This window comes from Pseudomonas sp. C9-3 (assembly GCF_032392015.1).
Lineage (GTDB): Bacteria > Pseudomonadota > Gammaproteobacteria > Pseudomonadales > Pseudomonadaceae > Pseudomonas > Pseudomonas nitroreducens.
In genome coordinates, this window is the sequence record NZ_CP135919.1 from 2,319,947 (window position 1) to 2,335,947 (window position 16,001).

A 16,001-nucleotide genomic window follows, 5' to 3' on the forward strand; every position below is an offset into this window, starting at 1 on the left:
ATTAGACGGCTGGAAGCGCATTCGCCTATGAGTGTGGCTCATGGATTATGCCCGGTCATTCATGAGAGTCCTTCATAGGTCCAAACGCGTTTCCCCTCTTAATCGATAGCGCGCGGCGACCTAGCATGGTCCGCCTATCGAACAGCGAAGTGGAGAACCCCATGAGCGAACCAGCTTCCACCGCCCACAAGGCTTTCGGCGACATCGCCCCGGCGCTGGCCGACTACACCGACCAGGTGCTGTTCGGCGATGTCTGGCAACGCCCAGGCCTCTCGCCGCGTGACCGCAGCCTGGTCACCGTGGCCAGCCTGGTGGCGCGCTACCAGGCCAACGAACTTTATTTTCACCTGGGCAAGGCGCTGGACAACGGCCTGACCCGCGAGGAGCTGGTCGAGGCCATCACCCACCTGGCTTTCTATTCCGGCTGGCCCACGGCCTCCACCGCACTGGGCGTCGCCCGCCGCGTATTTGCCGAGCGCGATTCCGCCTGAGGAGTACTGCATGGAATACCGTTACCTGGGCCGCAGCGCCCTGAAAGTCTCACCCCTGTGCCTGGGCGCCATGATGTTCGGCGGCGAGACCGACGAGCCGACCTCGCGGCGCATCATCGACAAGGCCCTGGAGCAGGGCGTCAACTTCATCGATACCGCCGACGTCTACCACAAGGGCCGTTCCGAAGAGGTGGTCGGCCGCGCGGTCGCCGCCCGCCGGGATGACTGGGTGATCGCCAGCAAGTTCGGCAATGCCCTGGGCGATGGCCCGAACCAGCGCGGCCAGTCGCGCAAGTGGATCTACCAGTCGGTGGAGGACAGCCTGCGGCGCCTGGGCACCGACTACCTGGACATTCTCTACTTCCACCGCACCGACGTCGCCGCGCCGCTGGAAGAGGGCCTGCGCGCGGTGGGCGAGCTGATCCGCCAGGGCAAAGTGCGCTACTACGGCCTGTCCAACTTCCGCGGCTGGCGCATCGCCGAGGTGGTACGCCTGGCCGACCAGTTGGGGATGGACCGGCCGATCTGCAGTGAGCCGCTGTATAACCTGGTGGACCGCACCGCGGAGGTCGAGCAACTGCCGGTCGCCGGTCACTTCGGCATCGGCGTGGTGCCCTACAGCCCCCTGGCCCGCGGCATCCTCACCGGCAAGTACCGGCCCGGCGCCGAACCGCCGGTGGACTCCCGCGTTGGCCGTGGCGATAAACGCATTCACCAGACCGAATGGCGTCCCGAATCCCTGCAGATCGCCCAGCGCATCGCGGAGCACGCGGTGGCCCGCGGTACCACGCCGGCCGCGTTCGCCCTGGCCTGGGTGCTGAACAACCCGTTGGTCAGCTCGATCATCGCCGGCCCGCGTACCGAGGAGCACTGGGACGGCTACCTGCCGGCACTGGACCTGCAACTGACCGCCGAAGACGAGGCGCTGGTGGACAGCCTGGTGCCGCCCGGCCACGCCTCCACTCCCGGCTACAGCGATCCTGCCTATCCCGTCGAAGGCCGCCCGGCCCGTTAATGACCTTGAGGAGCAATGCCGATGAAGACCCTTGGATATGCTGCGCAGAACCCGCAGGACCCGCTCGCTCCCTTTACCTTCGAACGCCGCTCGCTGCGCGACAATGACGTGGCAATGGATGTCCTTTACTGCGGCGTCTGCCACTCCGACCTGCACCAGGCGCGCAACGACTGGGGCTTCAGCCGCTACCCGATGGTGCCGGGCCACGAGATCGTCGGCCGGGTCAGCGCCGTCGGCTCGAAGGTCACCCGCTACCAGGTCGGCGACGCCGTGGCGGTGGGCTGCATGGTGGATTCCTGCCAGGTGTGCGACCAGTGCCGCAAGGGCGAGGAACAGCTGTGCCGCGAAGGCAACACCCAGACCTACAACGACCGTGACCGCGTGACCCGCGAGGCGACCCAGGGCGGCTACTCCAAGCAGCTTGTGGTGCGCGAGGAATTTGTCCTGCGCGTGCCGGACGGCCTGGACCTTAGCAAGGCCGCGCCGCTGCTGTGCGCCGGCATCACCACCTATTCGCCGCTGCGCACCTGGAACGTCGGGCCGGGCAGCCGCGTGGGCGTGGTCGGTCTCGGCGGGCTGGGACACATGGCGGTGAAGCTGGCGGTCGGCCTGGGCGCCAGCGTCACCGTGCTCAGCCGCACCGCGGACAAGCGCCAGGATGCCCTGGACCTGGGTGCGGATGCGCTGCTGGCGTCCTCCGACGCCGATGCGATGAAGGCCGCCGCCAACGGCTTCGACCTGATCATCGACACCGTGCCGGTGAAGCATGATCTCAAGCCCTACCTGCCGCTGCTGGACGTCGACGGTACCCTGGTGCTGGTCGGCCAGGTCGGTCCGGTGGACGAGATCAGCACCGTGCCGTTGCTGCTGGGACGTCGGCGCATCGCCGGCTCGCCCATCGGCGGCATTGCCGAAACCCAGGAGATGCTCGATTTCTGCGCCAGGAAGAACATCCTGCCGGAGTGCGAGATGATCCGCATGGACGAGATCAATCACGCCTACGAACGCATGGAGCGCTCCGACGTGCGCTACCGCTTCGTCATCGATCTCGCGACGTTGGCTTGAGGCGCTGCGCCGGGCGCGTTCGGCGGCCGGCGCTCATTGCTGGTGGCGCAGTGCGTCCACCAGCACCGAGAAGGCGCGGGACTTCTGCCGCCGGCTCGGGTAGTAGAGGTGGTAGCCGGGGAAGATCGGGCACCAGTCTTCCAGTACCTTCGCCAGGCGCCCGGCAGCGACGTGTTCGATGACCATGTCGTCGGGGAGATAGGCCAGGCCGAAGCCATCCAGGGCAGCGCGCAGAATGTGCGGGCTGCTGTTGAAGGTCAGTTGCCCCTCGACGCGGGCCTTCACCTCGTGACCGTCCTTGCTGAATTCCCAGGCCATCAGCCCGCCGTAAGTCGGTAGCCGCAGGTTCAGGCAATCATGCCCGGCGAGCGCCGGCACATCGGCTGGTTGGCCCTTGCGCGCGAGATAGCCGGGGCTCGCCACAACCGCCATGCGCAGGTCCGGGGCAATGCGCACGGCAATCATGTCCTTGGCCACCTGGTCGCCCAGGCGCACGCCGGCATCGAAGCGCTCCGCGGCGATGTCAGTCAGGCCGTAGTCGATGCTGACCTCGACCTTGATGTCGGGGTAGTCCGGCAGCACTTTCGACAGCTTCGGCCAGAGCACGGTACTGGCCGCGTGTTCGGCGGCGGTGATGCGCAGGGTGCCGACCGGCTTGTCGCGGAAGTCACTGAGGGCCGCCAGTTCCGCCTCGATCTCCTCGAAGCGCGGAGCCAGGGTAGTGAGCAGTCGCTCACCGGCTTCGGTGGGGGAGACGCTGCGCGTGGTCCGGCTGAGCAGGCGCAGGCCCAGGCGGGTTTCCAGCGCGCGGATGGTGTGGCTCAGCGCCGACTGGGAGACGCCCAGCTGCGCCGCCGCCTTGGTGAAGCTGCCTTCGCGCGCCACGGTGACGAAGGCGATCAGGTCGTTGAAGTTTTCCCTTGGCATCTCGACTCCGCGGCATCGGGCGCGGCAGGGGGCCGCGCCCGATGCAGTGTATCCGAGTCGCCTGGTTGCCTGCTGCGCCTACAGCGTGACCACCACCTTGCCGAACTGCTGGTTGGACTCCAGGTAGCGGTAGGCCTCGACGATCTCGTCGAAGGCGAAAGTGCGGGCGATCACCGGGCGCAGCGAGCCATCGGCAAGGCCGGCGAGAATGTAATCCTTGGCTTCCTGCAGGCGCAGCGGATCTTCGAGCACTTCGTAGACCCGGTAGCCGCGCAGGACCAGCGAGCGACTGAGCACCTCGAAGAGGGGGAAGGGCGTGGGCTCGGGGCTCAGGCCGCCGTACTCGATGAGGATGCCGCCTTCGGCCATGGCCGCGGTCAGCGGTTCGAAGATCGGCCCGCCCACCGGGTCGAACACCACCCGCGCGCCGGCCTGGCCGGTGATCTCGAGCAGGCGCGAGCGCAGGTTCTCCTCCTCGCTGGCAATGACCTCGGCGGCGCCGGCCTGCAGCAGGGCTTCGCGTTTGGCCGACGTGCGGGTCACCGCAATGGGCACCGCGCCTGCGCGGCGGGCGATCTGGATGGCGGCCAGACCGACGCTGCTCGACGCGGCGGTGATGACGACGAAGTCCCCCTCGCGCAGCCCGGCTACCTGGACCAGCGCGCCATAGGCGGTGAGGTACTGCATCCAGGTGGCAGCGGCGTCGCTCCAGGCCTGCCCCGGCGGGTTCTTCACCAGGCGAGCTTGCGGGACCACCAGGCGCTCGGCGTGGGTAGGGTCCTGCTGCATCGAGGTCGGCGGCAGGACGCTCACCGCGTCGCCCGGCGCGAACCCGCGCACCGCGCTGCCCACGGCCTCGACCACGCCTGTGGCTTCCAGCCCGAGCCCGGAGGGGAACTGCGGGCTCTCGATGTAGCGATCAGTCCGCAGCAGCGCTTCGGCGCGGTTCAGTCCCAGGGCTTTGACCCGGATGCTCACTTCGTTCACGCCGGGTTGGCGACCCTCCACTGGTTCGATGCGCAGGACCTCCGGGCCGCCGAACTGGTGGAAACGCACGGCGCGGGTCTTGATGCTTTCCATGTGATGCTCCCATACGAAATTGATTTGACGTAAAGCGACTATCAGTCATGGGTTTCGCCCAATAAATGGCGTATAGAAACACTCAGTCGAAATCGGGAGTTTCGAATGGATCGTCTGACCAGCATGGAAGTCTTTGTTCGCGCGGTGGACCTCGGGTCCTTCGCGGCGGCGGCGGATGCCCTGGAAATGTCCGCGCCCATGGTGGGCAAGCATGTGCGCTTTCTCGAAGAACGCCTGGGTGCCCAGTTGTTGCTGCGCAGCACGCGCCGGCAGAGCCTGACCGAGGCCGGGCGGATCTACTACGAACGCTGTCGCGCGCTGCTGGCCGATGCCGAGGCGGCGGACATCCTCGCCGCCGGTGAGGTGGCCGAGCCGCGCGGCAGGCTGCGGGTGGCCATGCCGGTGCATTTCGGCCGGCGCTGCGTGGCGCCGGTCCTGCTGGAGCTGGCGCAGCGCTACCCGCGACTGGAGCTGGACCTGCGTTTCAGCGACCGGCTGACGGACCTGGCGGAAGAGCAGATCGACCTGGCGATCCGCACCGGCGAGCCGCAGCCCAGGGACGGCATCATCGCGCGCCGCATCGGCCGGCAGCGCATGGTGGTCTGCGCGGCGCCAGCCTATCTGGCGGTCCACGGACGGCCGGACGGCATCGCCGAGCTGGCGGCTCACCGCCTGCTGGTCTACCACCGCTCCGGGCGGATCAACCCCTGGCTGTTCCCTCGCGAGGGGCAGGCGCCGGAAGAGTTCGCGCCGAGCTCCCGGTTGCGCTTCGACGACCTGGCCGCCATAGCCGATGCAGCCGCACGCGGCATGGGGCTGGCATGGCTGCCTTACTGGCTGGTGCGGGAAGTCATCGCGCAGGGCGCGCTGGAGGAGTTGCTGCCAGGGCAGCCGGGTTTTCTCTACGACGTGCACGCGACGTGGCTGCAGACTACTCAGCTGCCGCGCAAGGTGCGCCTGGCGATCGATGCGCTGGTCGAGGTGATACCCGGCCTGGTCATGCCGGCGGGGCAGGAATAGGGCGGCCCTGGAGACCGCCCGGCGGCGTCATCTGCCCGGCGTGAGTTGCAGGACGCGGTCGCGGCCGCCTTCGGCGAGCAGGTAGCCGCCCTTGCCGTCCGGCACGATGGATTGCGGGGCCTTGAGGAACGACAGGATGGTGCGCGGTTCCCCCTTGCCGTCCCATAGCAGCAGGCGGGCACGGTGGGTGGAGTCCTCGCTGATCCACAGGCCGCGGGCGTCGCACATCAGGAAGGTCGGCTGGTTCAGGCCCGAGAGCAGGATGGGATCCTTGCCGTCATCGCTGAACTGGTGCACCACGCCTTTCTTCTTCTCGGTGTAGAGCAGTTTGCCGTCGGTGCAGCGGGTGACGGATTCGGTCTCCTGCAGCTTGTCGCGCAGCACGGTCAGCTCGCCATCGCTCCAGCGGTAGCGCAGCAGACGGCCATCCTCGCGGCGGTCCTCGATGGCGTAGAGATTCTCGCCGTCATCCCACAGGCCCTGTACCGACTGGCCCATGAACAGGTCGGTGATCTTGCCATCCTTGAGCAATTGCACCGGCCTGCCGTCGGACTCCTGGCTGAACACCCAGCCGCCCTGTGCGGCGATCATGCCGTCAGGCTTGGATAACCCGTCGACCATGACCCGGCGCTGGCCATCGGCGGCGATGCGCAGGATGTTGCCCTTGTCCTTCTTCAGCTCCTGGCTGACCAGCAGGCCGCCATCGGCAAGCGGGACCAGCGATGCAGCCTTCTGCACGTTCTGGTGCAGAACCGCGACGGACCAGCCATTGGCTGCCTGCACAGGGTAGAAGTCCTGCCAGGCGAAGAAGGCCAGGGCGGCGGCGATGACGAAACTGGCACCGGTCAGAGCCAGGCGGAATAGCGGGCGACGGGACGGACGCGCGGAGGTCTGGGACATGTATCGGCTGCCAATACAGAGGTGGGCGGCGCTGGGGCGATCCTTTTGATTGTGTGCCTTCCTGGCGTCCAGCGTGCGGGCCGGCATGGTAACCAGACAGTTCATCGGCGGGCTAGGGCGAAAAGCGGTGATGGGCGTCACGCCAGTGAAGGTGGAACGCAGCAGCGATCGCTGTATGACCGACGATATTGGGACGAATGTGCCGCGAATAGGTGGCTATCGAAGGGGTAATTTGCGGCTCTTTGTCGCGTTTGTGTCTATTTGCAGGCCATGCGGGAGAACTGGGAAGACGGCTTGATGGCCAATGGCCTACAATTCCCGTGTCCTTTGCTGAGGACAATCCAGACGGCTGTTGCGGACAGGAAGTTCGCAACAGCCGTTTTCTTTTCTGCGCTTCACTGCGCCGGACGCATTGCCGGAACCGCTTCCAGTTTCTGTAGCCGCAGTGGTGCACCGCGCAGGAAGGTGCCGATCTGGCTGGCATCCATCGGCTTGCCGAACAGATAACCCTGCGCACAATCGCACTCCAGTTGCTGCAGCTGGCGAAGCTGCACGGCGTTCTCCACGCCCTCGGCGATGACCTTCAGCCCCAGCTCACGGCCCAGCGCCAGGGCATTGCGCAATACGATCAGGCGGCGCGGGTCGCCTTTGTTCACGTCGGCCAACAGGTGGCGGTCGAGTTTCATCTCGGTGAAGGGCAGCTCCATCAGGCGCTGCAGGGTGGAGTGTCCGCAACCGAAATCATCGATGGCCAGGCCGCAACCCAGCAGGCGCAGACGCAGCACGTTCTCCAGGCTCAGCGGTGGGGCATGCAGCGGCGAGGATTCGGTCAGCTCGAAGGTGATTCGCTGGGGTTCGATGTCCAGCCCGCGCAGATTCCTCTCCACGGTGGCGGCGAAATCGATCTGGGCGATCTGCTCGGCTTCCAGGTTGAAGGACAGCTTCAGCTCGTTGCTGCCCTGGGCGCGCAGCGCTTCGACAGCCTGGGTCATCAACTCGAAGAGCATGCCGTCGAGCTTGCCGGCGCGGCGCAGGGCGGGCAGGAATTCTGCGGGTAGCAGCACCGTGCCATCTTCCAGCTGCCAGCGAGCGAGCACTTCGAATCCATAGACCTGCGCCGTGGCGACGTTGACCTTGGGTTGCAGGTAGGCGCGCAGCTTACCGCGCGCCGGCAGGCCTGCCGGTTCGCCATCGTCCGCCGTGCCGCTCTCTGCCAGCGGCAGGCCGAGCTGGCCACTCGATGGCTGGAAGTCGCTGAGCAGCGCCCGCAGGCGCTCCAGAGTGGCGGCATCGTTACCCAGCCAGAAGACCTTCATGCCCTGCAATTGCAGGAGATACGAGAGGGCACTCCAGGTGCCCGGGGCCATCTCCCCGCTGACCACCACGCCGTGGGCCAGGCGCTCGCGGGCAACGGTCTGAAGGAACTCCAGGCGGGCAACCGGATCGATGCGCACATCGCAGATCAGCAAGTGGACGCCCCCCTGGCTACGTAGCCGATCCAGAGCGAATGCGTTGCTGGAAACTTCCGACAGGAAGCTGTAGCCCAGATGATGCAGTGCGGTGACAGCGGTCGAGCGGTGCAGGCCGGAAGCCTGGAGTACCAGCGCGGAGAGCGGAGGCATGGGTTTTCTCACGGAAGATTGGCCCTGTGTATTCTCAGGAACGCTGCCCTTGATGTGAGGCGGATGATTCCAGTTCTTCTGTCAGGGAAATCCCATCGGAACCGCTTCCGGTTTGTCAGCTTCTTCCGTATCCCTGGCGGAAGCGGTTGAGCGCCACTGCCGACGCCACGGTCGCCCGGCGCTTCCATGCAGCACCGCCGTCGAGGTGGCGAATGCCCAGCGTCCCCGACCACAGCGGCCACCGGCAGGGCCAGCGGCAGTTCGATGTGACGCAGATGCCGCCAGCTCTGGCTCGAGCCTTCCCGGCAGGGCAGCCAGGGCAATCCGAGGTCGACCCTGGTGGCCTCCCATGTTAGGGTCCTTGTGCTCCCTTTCACGTCCGCACTGGCTACCCACGGCCGCGCGGCACGCCCTGAACAAGGAGAAATGGCTCATGTCACGTCCCGCATCGAGGGGACCTGTCGACACGGCCATGGTCCCGCAAAGCGAGGCCTCAGCCACTGCGCTGCTGAACCTCTGGCTCAGCCGACCTCAGCAGACCGCAGTGTTCCTGGATGTCGACGGAACCCTTCTGGACATCGCCGAATCACCCGGCGCGGTCGTCGTACCGCCCGGGCTGCTCGATGCGCTCACGCACCTGCATCGCCGACTCGATGGTGCCCTGGCCCTGATCAGCGGCCGCCCGGTCGAAGAACTCGACCGGCTCTTCCAACCCCTGCGTCTCGCCGCCAGCGGCGGTCATGGCGCCCACTGGCGCGAGAGCGGCGACAGCCCGTTGCGTCGTACCACCAGGGACCTGCCCGCCAGCGTGCGAGTGCAGTTGAACGCCCTGGCGAACCGGCATGTCGGAATCCATGTTGAGGACAAGGGCAGCAGCTTTGCACTGCACTACCGCTCCGTACCCTCGCTGGCCACCGATCTGCGCGTCGAGTTGCAGTCGTTGTTGCGCTCGCCGGCAGGTACCGGGTTGCGGCTGCTCAATGGCAAGCAGGTTTACGAAGTCGTCAACGAAGGCGTCGACAAGGCCCGCGCGGTCCAGCGGCTGCTGGAAATGCCGGGCTTCGCCGGGCGCCTGCCGCTGTACATCGGGGACGACGTCACCGACGAGCCCGCCATCGCGCTGATGCCGACGCTGGGCGGCCTCGGGCTGTCCGTCGGGCGCGCGTTGCCCGGCGCCAGCGCCGTCTTCAGCGATGCGCAGCAAGTCCGTCATGCACTGATGCAAGCAGGAGGAAACCACCGATGACGAACCGGCACGAAGGTGCTCTGGAACTGGGCCTGATCGGCAACTGCCGGGTGGCCGCCCTGGTCAACCCGCAGGCGCGACTGGTCTGGTGGTGCTACCCGAATTTCGACAGTGACCCGACCTTCTCCCGGCTGCTGGCCGGGGACGACGAAAAAGGTTTCGCCGATGTGGTGCTGGAGAACCAGATCAGCAGCACGTCCGATTACCAGCGCAACACGGCGATCATCACCACCGTGCTGCGCGATGACAGCGGTGGCGCGGTGCGCATCACCGACTTCGCCCCACGCTTCCTGCAGCACGGCCACGTCTATCGCCCGGCGCAGCTGTGCCGGCTGGTCGAGCCCATCGAAGGCGTGCCGAAAATCACCCTGCGTGTGCGTCCGACCCACGGCTACGGCAAGCCCAGCCAGGGCGTCACGGGCTCCAGCCATATCCGCTACCTGGAGGGCGAAGAGCCGCTGCGCCTGACCACTGACGCGCCGCTGGCCTACATCCAGCACGAAACACCGTTCGCCCTGCGTCACCCGGTGAGCCTGGTGATCGGCCTCGACGAACCGCTGGACAATGCTCCGGGCGAAGTCGTCCGCGATTACCTCAAGCGCACCCAGAACCACTGGCACGACTGGGTGCGTGGCCTGGCGATCTGCTTCGAGTGGCAGGCGGTGGTGATCCGCTCGGCGATCACCCTGAAACTGTGCAACTTCGAGGACACCGGCGCGATTATCGCGGCCGCCACCACCTCCATACCGGAGGCGCCGGATTCCCAGCGCAACTGGGACTACCGCTACTGCTGGCTGCGCGACGCCTACTTCGTGATCCTCGCCCTCAACCGCCTGGGTGCGACGCGGACCATGGAGGGCTACATCGACTTCATCACCACCGTGGCCAGCGGCGACGCCGAGCTCAAGCCGCTGTACGGGATCATTCCCAATCAGGACACCACCGAACGCGTCGAGCCGGACCTTGCCGGTTTCCTCAATCACGCGCCAGTGCGTGTCGGCAACCAGGCGGTGGAACAGAACCAGCATGACGTGTTCGGCTCGGTTGCCCTGGCGGTCCTGCAGAGCTTCGTCGACGAGCGCCTGCCCAACCCGAGCAGCGAGGGCATGCTGCACCTGCTGGAAAGCCTAGCCGCCAAGGCCGTGCACGCCGCTTTCGAGCCGGATGCCGGCATCTGGGAGTACCGCGGCCGCCAGCGTGTCCATACGCATTCCGCGCTGCTCTGCTGGGTCGCCTCCGACCGCGTCGGGCGCATCGCCAGGCGCCTGGGGCGCAGCGAGGAAGCCGCTGGCTGGATGGACAAGGCGGCCAACCTGCGCGAACACATCCTCGCCGAGGCCTGGAGCGAGAAGAAGCAGTGCTTCACCGGCGCCTTCGGCCACGACGACCTCGACGCCAGCGTGCTGCTGATGAACGAGTTGGGGATCATCGAAGCTGACGATCCGCGCTTTATCGCGACCGTCGAATGCATCGGCCGCGAGCTCAACGTCAACGGCCAGATGCTGCGCTACGCCGCAGCGGACGATTTCGGCGTGCCGGAAACCGCCTTCCTGGTGGTGAAGTTCTGGTACCTCGACGCGCTGGCCGCCATCGGCCGTACCGAGGAGGCGCGCCAGCTGTTCGAACAGCTCATCGCCGCGCGCAACCGCTATGGGCTGCTCTCCGAGGACCTGCACCCGCATACCGGCGAACTCTGGGGGAACATTCCACAGACCTATTCCATGGCGGGGCTGATCAACTCGGCCATGCGTCTTTCCATTGGCTGGGAGGAAGGCCTATGCCGCGCCTCGTGGTGATATCCAACCGGGTCGCGATTCCCGATGAGAACGGCCCGGCGCCGGGCGGGCTGGCCGTGGCGGTGGAAGCCGCCATGCGCAACCGCGAGGGCATCTGGTTCGGCTGGAGCGGCGAGAAGGCCGAGGAGCCGGGCCCGCTGACCGTGGTACAGCGCGACAACCTGCAGTACATCCTCACCGACCTGCACCCGCAGGATTTTGACGAGTACTACAACGGCTTCGCCAACCGCGTGCTCTGGCCGATCCTGCATTACCGGGTGGATCTTGCCGAGTTCAACGAGGCCGAGTTCGGCGGTTATCAGCGCGTCAACGAATTCTTCGCCGAACGCCTGAGCCCGCTACTGGAAGAGGACGATGTCCTCTGGGTCCACGACTACCACCTGATCCCCCTGGCCTCAGCCCTGAGGCAGCGCGGGCACGGCAACCGCATCGGCTTCTTCCTGCACATCCCGATGCCGCCGGCCGACCTCATCACCGCGTTGCCGCACCACGACGAACTGATCCGCGCGCTCACCGAATACAACCTGATCGGCTTCCAGACCGAGAACGACGCCAGCAACTTCGCCCGTTACCTCACGCGAGTGGTCGGCGCGGCGACCCCCGATGGTCGGCGCTACCACCTGGAGGACCAGCATTTTCGCGTGGGCGTGTTCCCGGTGGGCGTGGATGCCGCCGGTTTCCGCCGTCTCGCCGAGGAAGCATCGCAGAGCCAGGCCGCCGAAGACCTGCGCGAGAGCCTGGGCGGCCGTGCGCTGATGGTGGGGGTGGACCGGCTCGACTATTCCAAGGGCATCGTCAACCGGCTGGATGGCTACGAGCGCTTCCTCGAACTCAATCCGGACTGGCACAACCGCGTCACCTGCCTGCAGATTTCACCGGGCAGCCGCCAGGACATCCCCGAGTACGCCGACATCGACGCCGCCGTCAGCGCGCGGGTAGGGCATATCAACGGGCGATTCGGCGCGGTGTCCTGGGTGCCGCTGCGCTATGTGGCGCGCAACCACCAGCGAGCAGACATCGCCATGGTCATGCGCCACGCGCGGATCGGCCTGGTGACGCCGCTGCGCGATGGAATGAACCTGGTTGCCAAGGAATTCGTCGCCGCCCAGGACCCGGACGATCCCGGCGTGCTGATTCTTTCCCAGTTCGCCGGTGCGGCCGCCGAACTGGGTGGCGCGCTGATCATCAATCCCCATGATCGCGGCGCCCTCGCCGATGCCATGGCGCAGGCGCTGCGCATGCCGCTGAAGGAGCGCCAGGCGCGCCACCGCGACATGTACGCGGTGCTGGAAGCCAACGACATCCGCTTCTGGGGCCCCAGCTTCATCGATGCGCTGACCCGGCCGGGGAGGGCGCTGAACTGGTTGTCCAATCACTACCTGAGTCACTGACGCAAACAACAAGCCCCGCTTCGGCGGGGCTTTTTTCGAGCGGGCAGGTGCGCTCAGGCGGTTGGTTTCTTGCTGTCGGACTTCGCCCACTGCGATTTTTTCTCGACCTTCACCGCCAGTTGGCCAACGGGGATTTCCTGGATTTCACCGCCCTGGGAGAGGAAGGCAGCAATCTTTTCATCAAGCTCCGAACGTTCGCGAATCAGCTGTGAATCAGTCATGAAGTCACCTATGCGTTGGGGCGCCAAACCGGCACCGGCAGACTACACCTGTTTTGTTCAAAGCGCCGGGATAGCTCGACCATTTGTCAAAATCACCACTGGTCGTGAAAAAAAGCTATGAATATGCGCCAAACCTTGTATTCTGCATGGGCTGCCTGCCCAGTAACGAGTTCCGCGACTTGATGTTCTTCTACAAGATGCTCCATCTCCTCGGCACCTCTTCACTACGCATTCAGCTCATCGCCGGTCGGCTTTCGGCCGGCCTTTAGCATATTTTTAGGAGACAACATCATGTCCGATCGTCAAAACGGCATCGTCAAGTGGTTCAACGCTGAGAAGGGCTTCGGCTTCATCACCCCGGAAAGCGGCCCGGACGTATTCGTTCACTTCCGTCAGATCGAAGGCAACGGCTACAAGTCCCTCGACGAAGGCCAGAAGGTCAGCTTCGTTGTGACTGCCGGCCAGAAAGGCCCGCAAGCTGAACAAGTTCGCGCTGTCTAATCGACATCGCTGACGAAGAAAGCCCCGCTTAGGCGGGGCTTTTTTTTGCTTGTTCGATTTGCTCCGCCCCATTCGACAGCGCAAATAAAAAACGCCCGGTGCAGTGCACCGGGCGTTTTTGTATTGAAGGGGTGAGCCAGCCGAAGCAGGCTCACTGGCTCCCGATCATTCCTGTTGCGGGTCGAACTGCTTGTCGCGGATCAGCAGGGCGGGGATCACCCCGCAGATGAAGTACGCGGCACCCATCACCAGGAAGCCCACGCCGATGGACATCTGCGTGGCGAGGAAACCGATCACCGCCGGCGCAATGGCCGCGCCGATGCGACCGATGTTGTAGGCACCACCCACGGCCGTACCGCGGAACGCCGCAGCGAAGCTCTCGGTCATGTAGGTCGCGTTCACGCCATACGGAATGCCGTAGAGGAAGCCGAACACCACCAGCATCCACAGAATGTTCTCGGGGCTGTGGAACAGCACGATCACCGGCAGGAACACCGCGGTGCCCAGGGCGCCGAAGGAGAACACGGTGCGGCGGCCGAACCAGTCGGCGGCGACGCCGGCCAGTACCTTGCCGAGGATCATCGCGGCATAGGTGCCGACCAGGTAGGCGGTCATGGCTTTGAAGTTCATGCCCATCTCGGTTTCCAGGTACGACGGCATCCAGTTGTTCACGCCGTAGTAGCCGAACTGCAGGAAGCCGGCGGTCAGCGCCCAGAACAGGAACATGCGGCTGGCCTTCGGGTCGGCGAAGATCTGGCGGAAGGCGTTCTGCCGCGGAGCGGCAACCGTTCCGGCAGGAGCGTTGGCCTTGCGCTGCTGGCGTTCGGCCTGCGCCTGGACCCAGGCGGCGGGCTCGGGAATCAGCTTGCGCATGGCGATGGCCAGTACCACCGGGATGATGGCGATATAGAACAGGTAGCGCCAACCGTGGTCCGGCAGGATCCAGCCGGCCAGCAGGGTGGCGACGATGTAGCCGACCGACCAGCCTGCCTGCAGGGTGCCTAGCACGGTGGTGCGGTATTTGGTGGGCACGTACTCGGCCATCAGCGTATTGCAGGCCACGTAAAGGGCGCCGAGGCCGAGCGACGCGACGAAGCGTGCCGCGGCGAACTGCCAGTAGTTGTGGGTCAGACCAAGAACAGCGGTGCCGACGGAGAACAGCACGATGGTCCAGACCACCGTCTTGACCCGGCCGAAGCGATCGCACGCCCAGCCGCCGTAGATCCCACCGAAGGCCATGCCGGCCAGGGTGACGCTACCCAGGCTGCCGGCCTGGAGGTTGCTCAGGCCGAACTCGGCCTTGAGGCTGGTGAGGCTGTAGGAGAGCAGCATCAGGTCTGCGCCATCGATCAGCAGGCCGATGAAGCAGAAGGCGAAGACGAGGACCCAGGTCTTGTCCTGGGTAGCGGCGGTTGCCGCCGGAGCGGAAGCAGTGTTTTCCATGAACGAATTACCTGTTGTAGTTGTTGGCGGACCGGCGTGCCGGTCCTCGGTAAGCGTGTGGCAGGTGCTTTGGGGTTGGCAGGCGCGGGGTGCGTGGCCCCGCGCCGCCTGAGGGGGTCAGGCCTGGGCTTCGCGGATCATGTTGCGGGCGATGATCACCTGCTGGATCTGCGTGGTGCCCTCGTAGAGCCGGAACAGGCGGACGTCGCGATAGAAACGCTCGATGGCGTACTCGCTGACGTAGCCGGCGCCGCCGTGGATCTGCACGCAGCGATCGGCAACGCGGCCGCACATCTCGGTGGCGAACATCTTGGCGCAGGAGGCCTCGGTGCTGACGTTGCGGCCCTCGTCGCGCTTGCGCGCGGCGTCCAGCACCATGCAGCGGGCGGCGTAGATCTCGGCCTTGCTGTCGGCGAGCATCGCCTGGATCAGCTGGAACTCGGCAATCGGCTGGCCGAACTGCTTGCGCTCCAGGGCGTACTGCAACGCATCGGCGAGCATGCGCTCGGCGGCGCCGACGCTCAGCGCGGCGATGTGCAGGCGGCCCTTGTCGAGCACCTTCATGGCGGTCTTGAAGCCGACGCCCTCGACGCCGCCGATGAGTTGGCTGGCCGGGATGCGCACGTTGTCGAAGATCACGTCGCTGGTGTGCGCGCCTTTCTGGCCCATCTTGTGGTCCGGCTTGCCGAGGGAAATGCCCGGTGTGCCGCGTTCGACGATGAATGCGCTGATGCCGCCGGAACCCTTGATCGCCGGGTTGGTGCGGGCCATCACGGTATAGATGCCGGCGTGCGGGGCGTTGGTGATGAAGCGCTTGGTGCCGTTGAGCACGTAGAAGTCGCCATCGCGCACGGCGGTGGTCTTCAGCGAGGCGGCGTCGGAGCCCGAGTCCGGCTCGGTCAGGCAGAAGGCGCTGAGCAGTTCGCCGCTGGCGAGCTTGGGCAGGTAATCGGCTTTCTGTTCCGGCGTGCCGTCGATCAGGATGCCGATGGAGCCGATGCCGTTGTTGGTGCCGATGTAGGAGCGGAAGGCGGGGGAGGTGCGGCCGAGTTCGAAGGTGATGTTCACCTCTTCTTCCATGGTCACGCCCAGGCCGCCGAACTCTTCGGGGATGGTCAGGCCGAACAGGCCCATCTCGCGCATCTGCTGGATGATGTCCTGCGGGATCGCGTCGGTTTCGGCAACCTCGTTTTCCCGCGGGATCAGCACTTCGCCGACGAACTGGTGGATGGAGTCCAGAAGTATCTGCAGCGTTTCTGGGTCTCGGATCATGTGCACTCCTC

Annotated in this window: 15 protein-coding genes; 8 read left to right on the forward strand and 7 right to left on the reverse strand. The window is 65.8% G+C overall.

The window, feature by feature from the left end:
• Window positions 1-161: 161 nt before the first annotated feature.
• Genes RS899_RS10470 through RS899_RS10480 form a run of 3 tightly spaced genes read left to right on the forward strand, consistent with a single transcriptional unit; the run spans window position 162 to window position 2,571 of the window.
• Window positions 162-491, forward strand: a complete 330-nt coding sequence (locus RS899_RS10470) for a carboxymuconolactone decarboxylase family protein (protein ID WP_315809847.1) — start codon at window positions 162-164, stop codon at window positions 489-491.
• Window positions 492-501: 10 nt separating this feature from the next.
• Window positions 502-1,506 carry an aldo/keto reductase gene (locus tag RS899_RS10475; RefSeq protein ID WP_054909229.1) on the forward strand — a complete coding sequence of 335 codons (1,005 nt, stop codon included), beginning with the start codon at window positions 502-504 and terminating at the stop codon, window positions 1,504-1,506.
• A gap of 21 nt (window positions 1,507-1,527) precedes the next feature.
• Window positions 1,528-2,571 (forward strand): NAD(P)-dependent alcohol dehydrogenase, encoded by a 1,044-nt coding sequence (locus tag RS899_RS10480; protein ID WP_054909228.1) that lies wholly within the window; start codon window positions 1,528-1,530, stop codon window positions 2,569-2,571.
• Between the two features lie 33 nt (window positions 2,572-2,604).
• On the opposite strand, the gene RS899_RS10485 is transcribed toward RS899_RS10480, so the two are convergent.
• Together RS899_RS10485 and RS899_RS10490 are read right to left on the reverse strand one after the other, a co-directional pair.
• Window positions 2,605-3,498 (reverse strand): LysR family transcriptional regulator, encoded by an 894-nt coding sequence (locus RS899_RS10485; protein WP_315809848.1) that lies wholly within the window; start codon window positions 3,496-3,498, stop codon window positions 2,605-2,607.
• A gap of 78 nt (window positions 3,499-3,576) precedes the next feature.
• A complete protein-coding gene (locus RS899_RS10490; protein WP_315809849.1) occupies window positions 3,577-4,578 on the reverse strand; it encodes a zinc-dependent alcohol dehydrogenase family protein in 1,002 nt (333 codons plus the stop codon).
• A 105-nt stretch (window positions 4,579-4,683) separates the two neighbouring features.
• Between RS899_RS10490 and RS899_RS10495 the strand changes: the two genes are divergently transcribed.
• Window positions 4,684-5,598 (forward strand): LysR family transcriptional regulator, encoded by a 915-nt coding sequence (locus tag RS899_RS10495; RefSeq protein ID WP_315809850.1) that lies wholly within the window; start codon window positions 4,684-4,686, stop codon window positions 5,596-5,598.
• 27 nt (window positions 5,599-5,625) lie between these two features.
• Here RS899_RS10495 and RS899_RS10500 read toward each other — a convergent pair whose 3' ends face one another.
• Both RS899_RS10500 and RS899_RS10505 read right to left on the reverse strand, forming a co-directional pair.
• The gene (locus RS899_RS10500; RefSeq protein ID WP_315809851.1) at window positions 5,626-6,498 is read right to left on the reverse strand and encodes a hypothetical protein; all 873 of its coding nucleotides are present in this window, start codon (window positions 6,496-6,498) and stop codon (window positions 5,626-5,628) included.
• A gap of 395 nt (window positions 6,499-6,893) precedes the next feature.
• Window positions 6,894-8,120 carry an EAL domain-containing response regulator gene (locus RS899_RS10505; RefSeq protein ID WP_315809852.1) on the reverse strand — a complete coding sequence of 409 codons (1,227 nt, stop codon included), beginning with the start codon at window positions 8,118-8,120 and terminating at the stop codon, window positions 6,894-6,896.
• 433 nt (window positions 8,121-8,553) lie between these two features.
• Between RS899_RS10505 and otsB the strand changes: the two genes are divergently transcribed.
• The 3 genes from otsB to otsA are packed head-to-tail and all read left to right on the forward strand — an operon-like array spanning window position 8,554 to window position 12,553.
• Window positions 8,554-9,366, forward strand: a complete 813-nt coding sequence (gene otsB / locus RS899_RS10510; RefSeq protein WP_315809853.1) for a trehalose-phosphatase — start codon at window positions 8,554-8,556, stop codon at window positions 9,364-9,366.
• Window positions 9,363-11,162, forward strand: coding sequence for a glycoside hydrolase family 15 protein (locus tag RS899_RS10515; RefSeq protein ID WP_315809854.1), 1,800 nt, complete (start codon window positions 9,363-9,365; stop codon window positions 11,160-11,162). Before otsB ends, RS899_RS10515 begins: the two co-directional genes overlap by 4 nt.
• Window positions 11,144-12,553, forward strand: a complete 1,410-nt coding sequence (otsA, locus tag RS899_RS10520) for an alpha,alpha-trehalose-phosphate synthase (UDP-forming) (RefSeq protein WP_054909220.1) — start codon at window positions 11,144-11,146, stop codon at window positions 12,551-12,553. The genes RS899_RS10515 and otsA overlap by 19 nt, the downstream gene beginning before the upstream one ends.
• 53 nt (window positions 12,554-12,606) lie before the next feature.
• On the opposite strand, the gene RS899_RS10525 is transcribed toward otsA, so the two are convergent.
• Window positions 12,607-12,774 (reverse strand): hypothetical protein, encoded by a 168-nt coding sequence (locus tag RS899_RS10525; protein ID WP_175405560.1) that lies wholly within the window; start codon window positions 12,772-12,774, stop codon window positions 12,607-12,609.
• A 291-nt stretch (window positions 12,775-13,065) separates the two neighbouring features.
• Here RS899_RS10525 and RS899_RS10530 point away from each other — a divergent pair, with 291 nt between their 5' ends.
• On the forward strand, window positions 13,066-13,275 hold the full coding sequence (locus RS899_RS10530; protein WP_017518411.1) for a cold-shock protein: 210 nt from the start codon (window positions 13,066-13,068) through the stop codon (window positions 13,273-13,275).
• A 165-nt stretch (window positions 13,276-13,440) separates the two neighbouring features.
• Here the strand turns inward: RS899_RS10530 and RS899_RS10535 are convergent, their stop codons facing one another.
• Complete coding sequence (locus RS899_RS10535) at window positions 13,441-14,718, reverse strand: MFS transporter (RefSeq protein ID WP_023102387.1); 1,278 nt, start codon at window positions 14,716-14,718, stop codon at window positions 13,441-13,443.
• 117 nt (window positions 14,719-14,835) lie between these two features.
• Complete coding sequence (locus tag RS899_RS10540; RefSeq protein WP_054909218.1) at window positions 14,836-15,990, reverse strand: acyl-CoA dehydrogenase family protein; 1,155 nt, start codon at window positions 15,988-15,990, stop codon at window positions 14,836-14,838.
• Window positions 15,991-16,001: the final 11 nt, after the last annotated feature.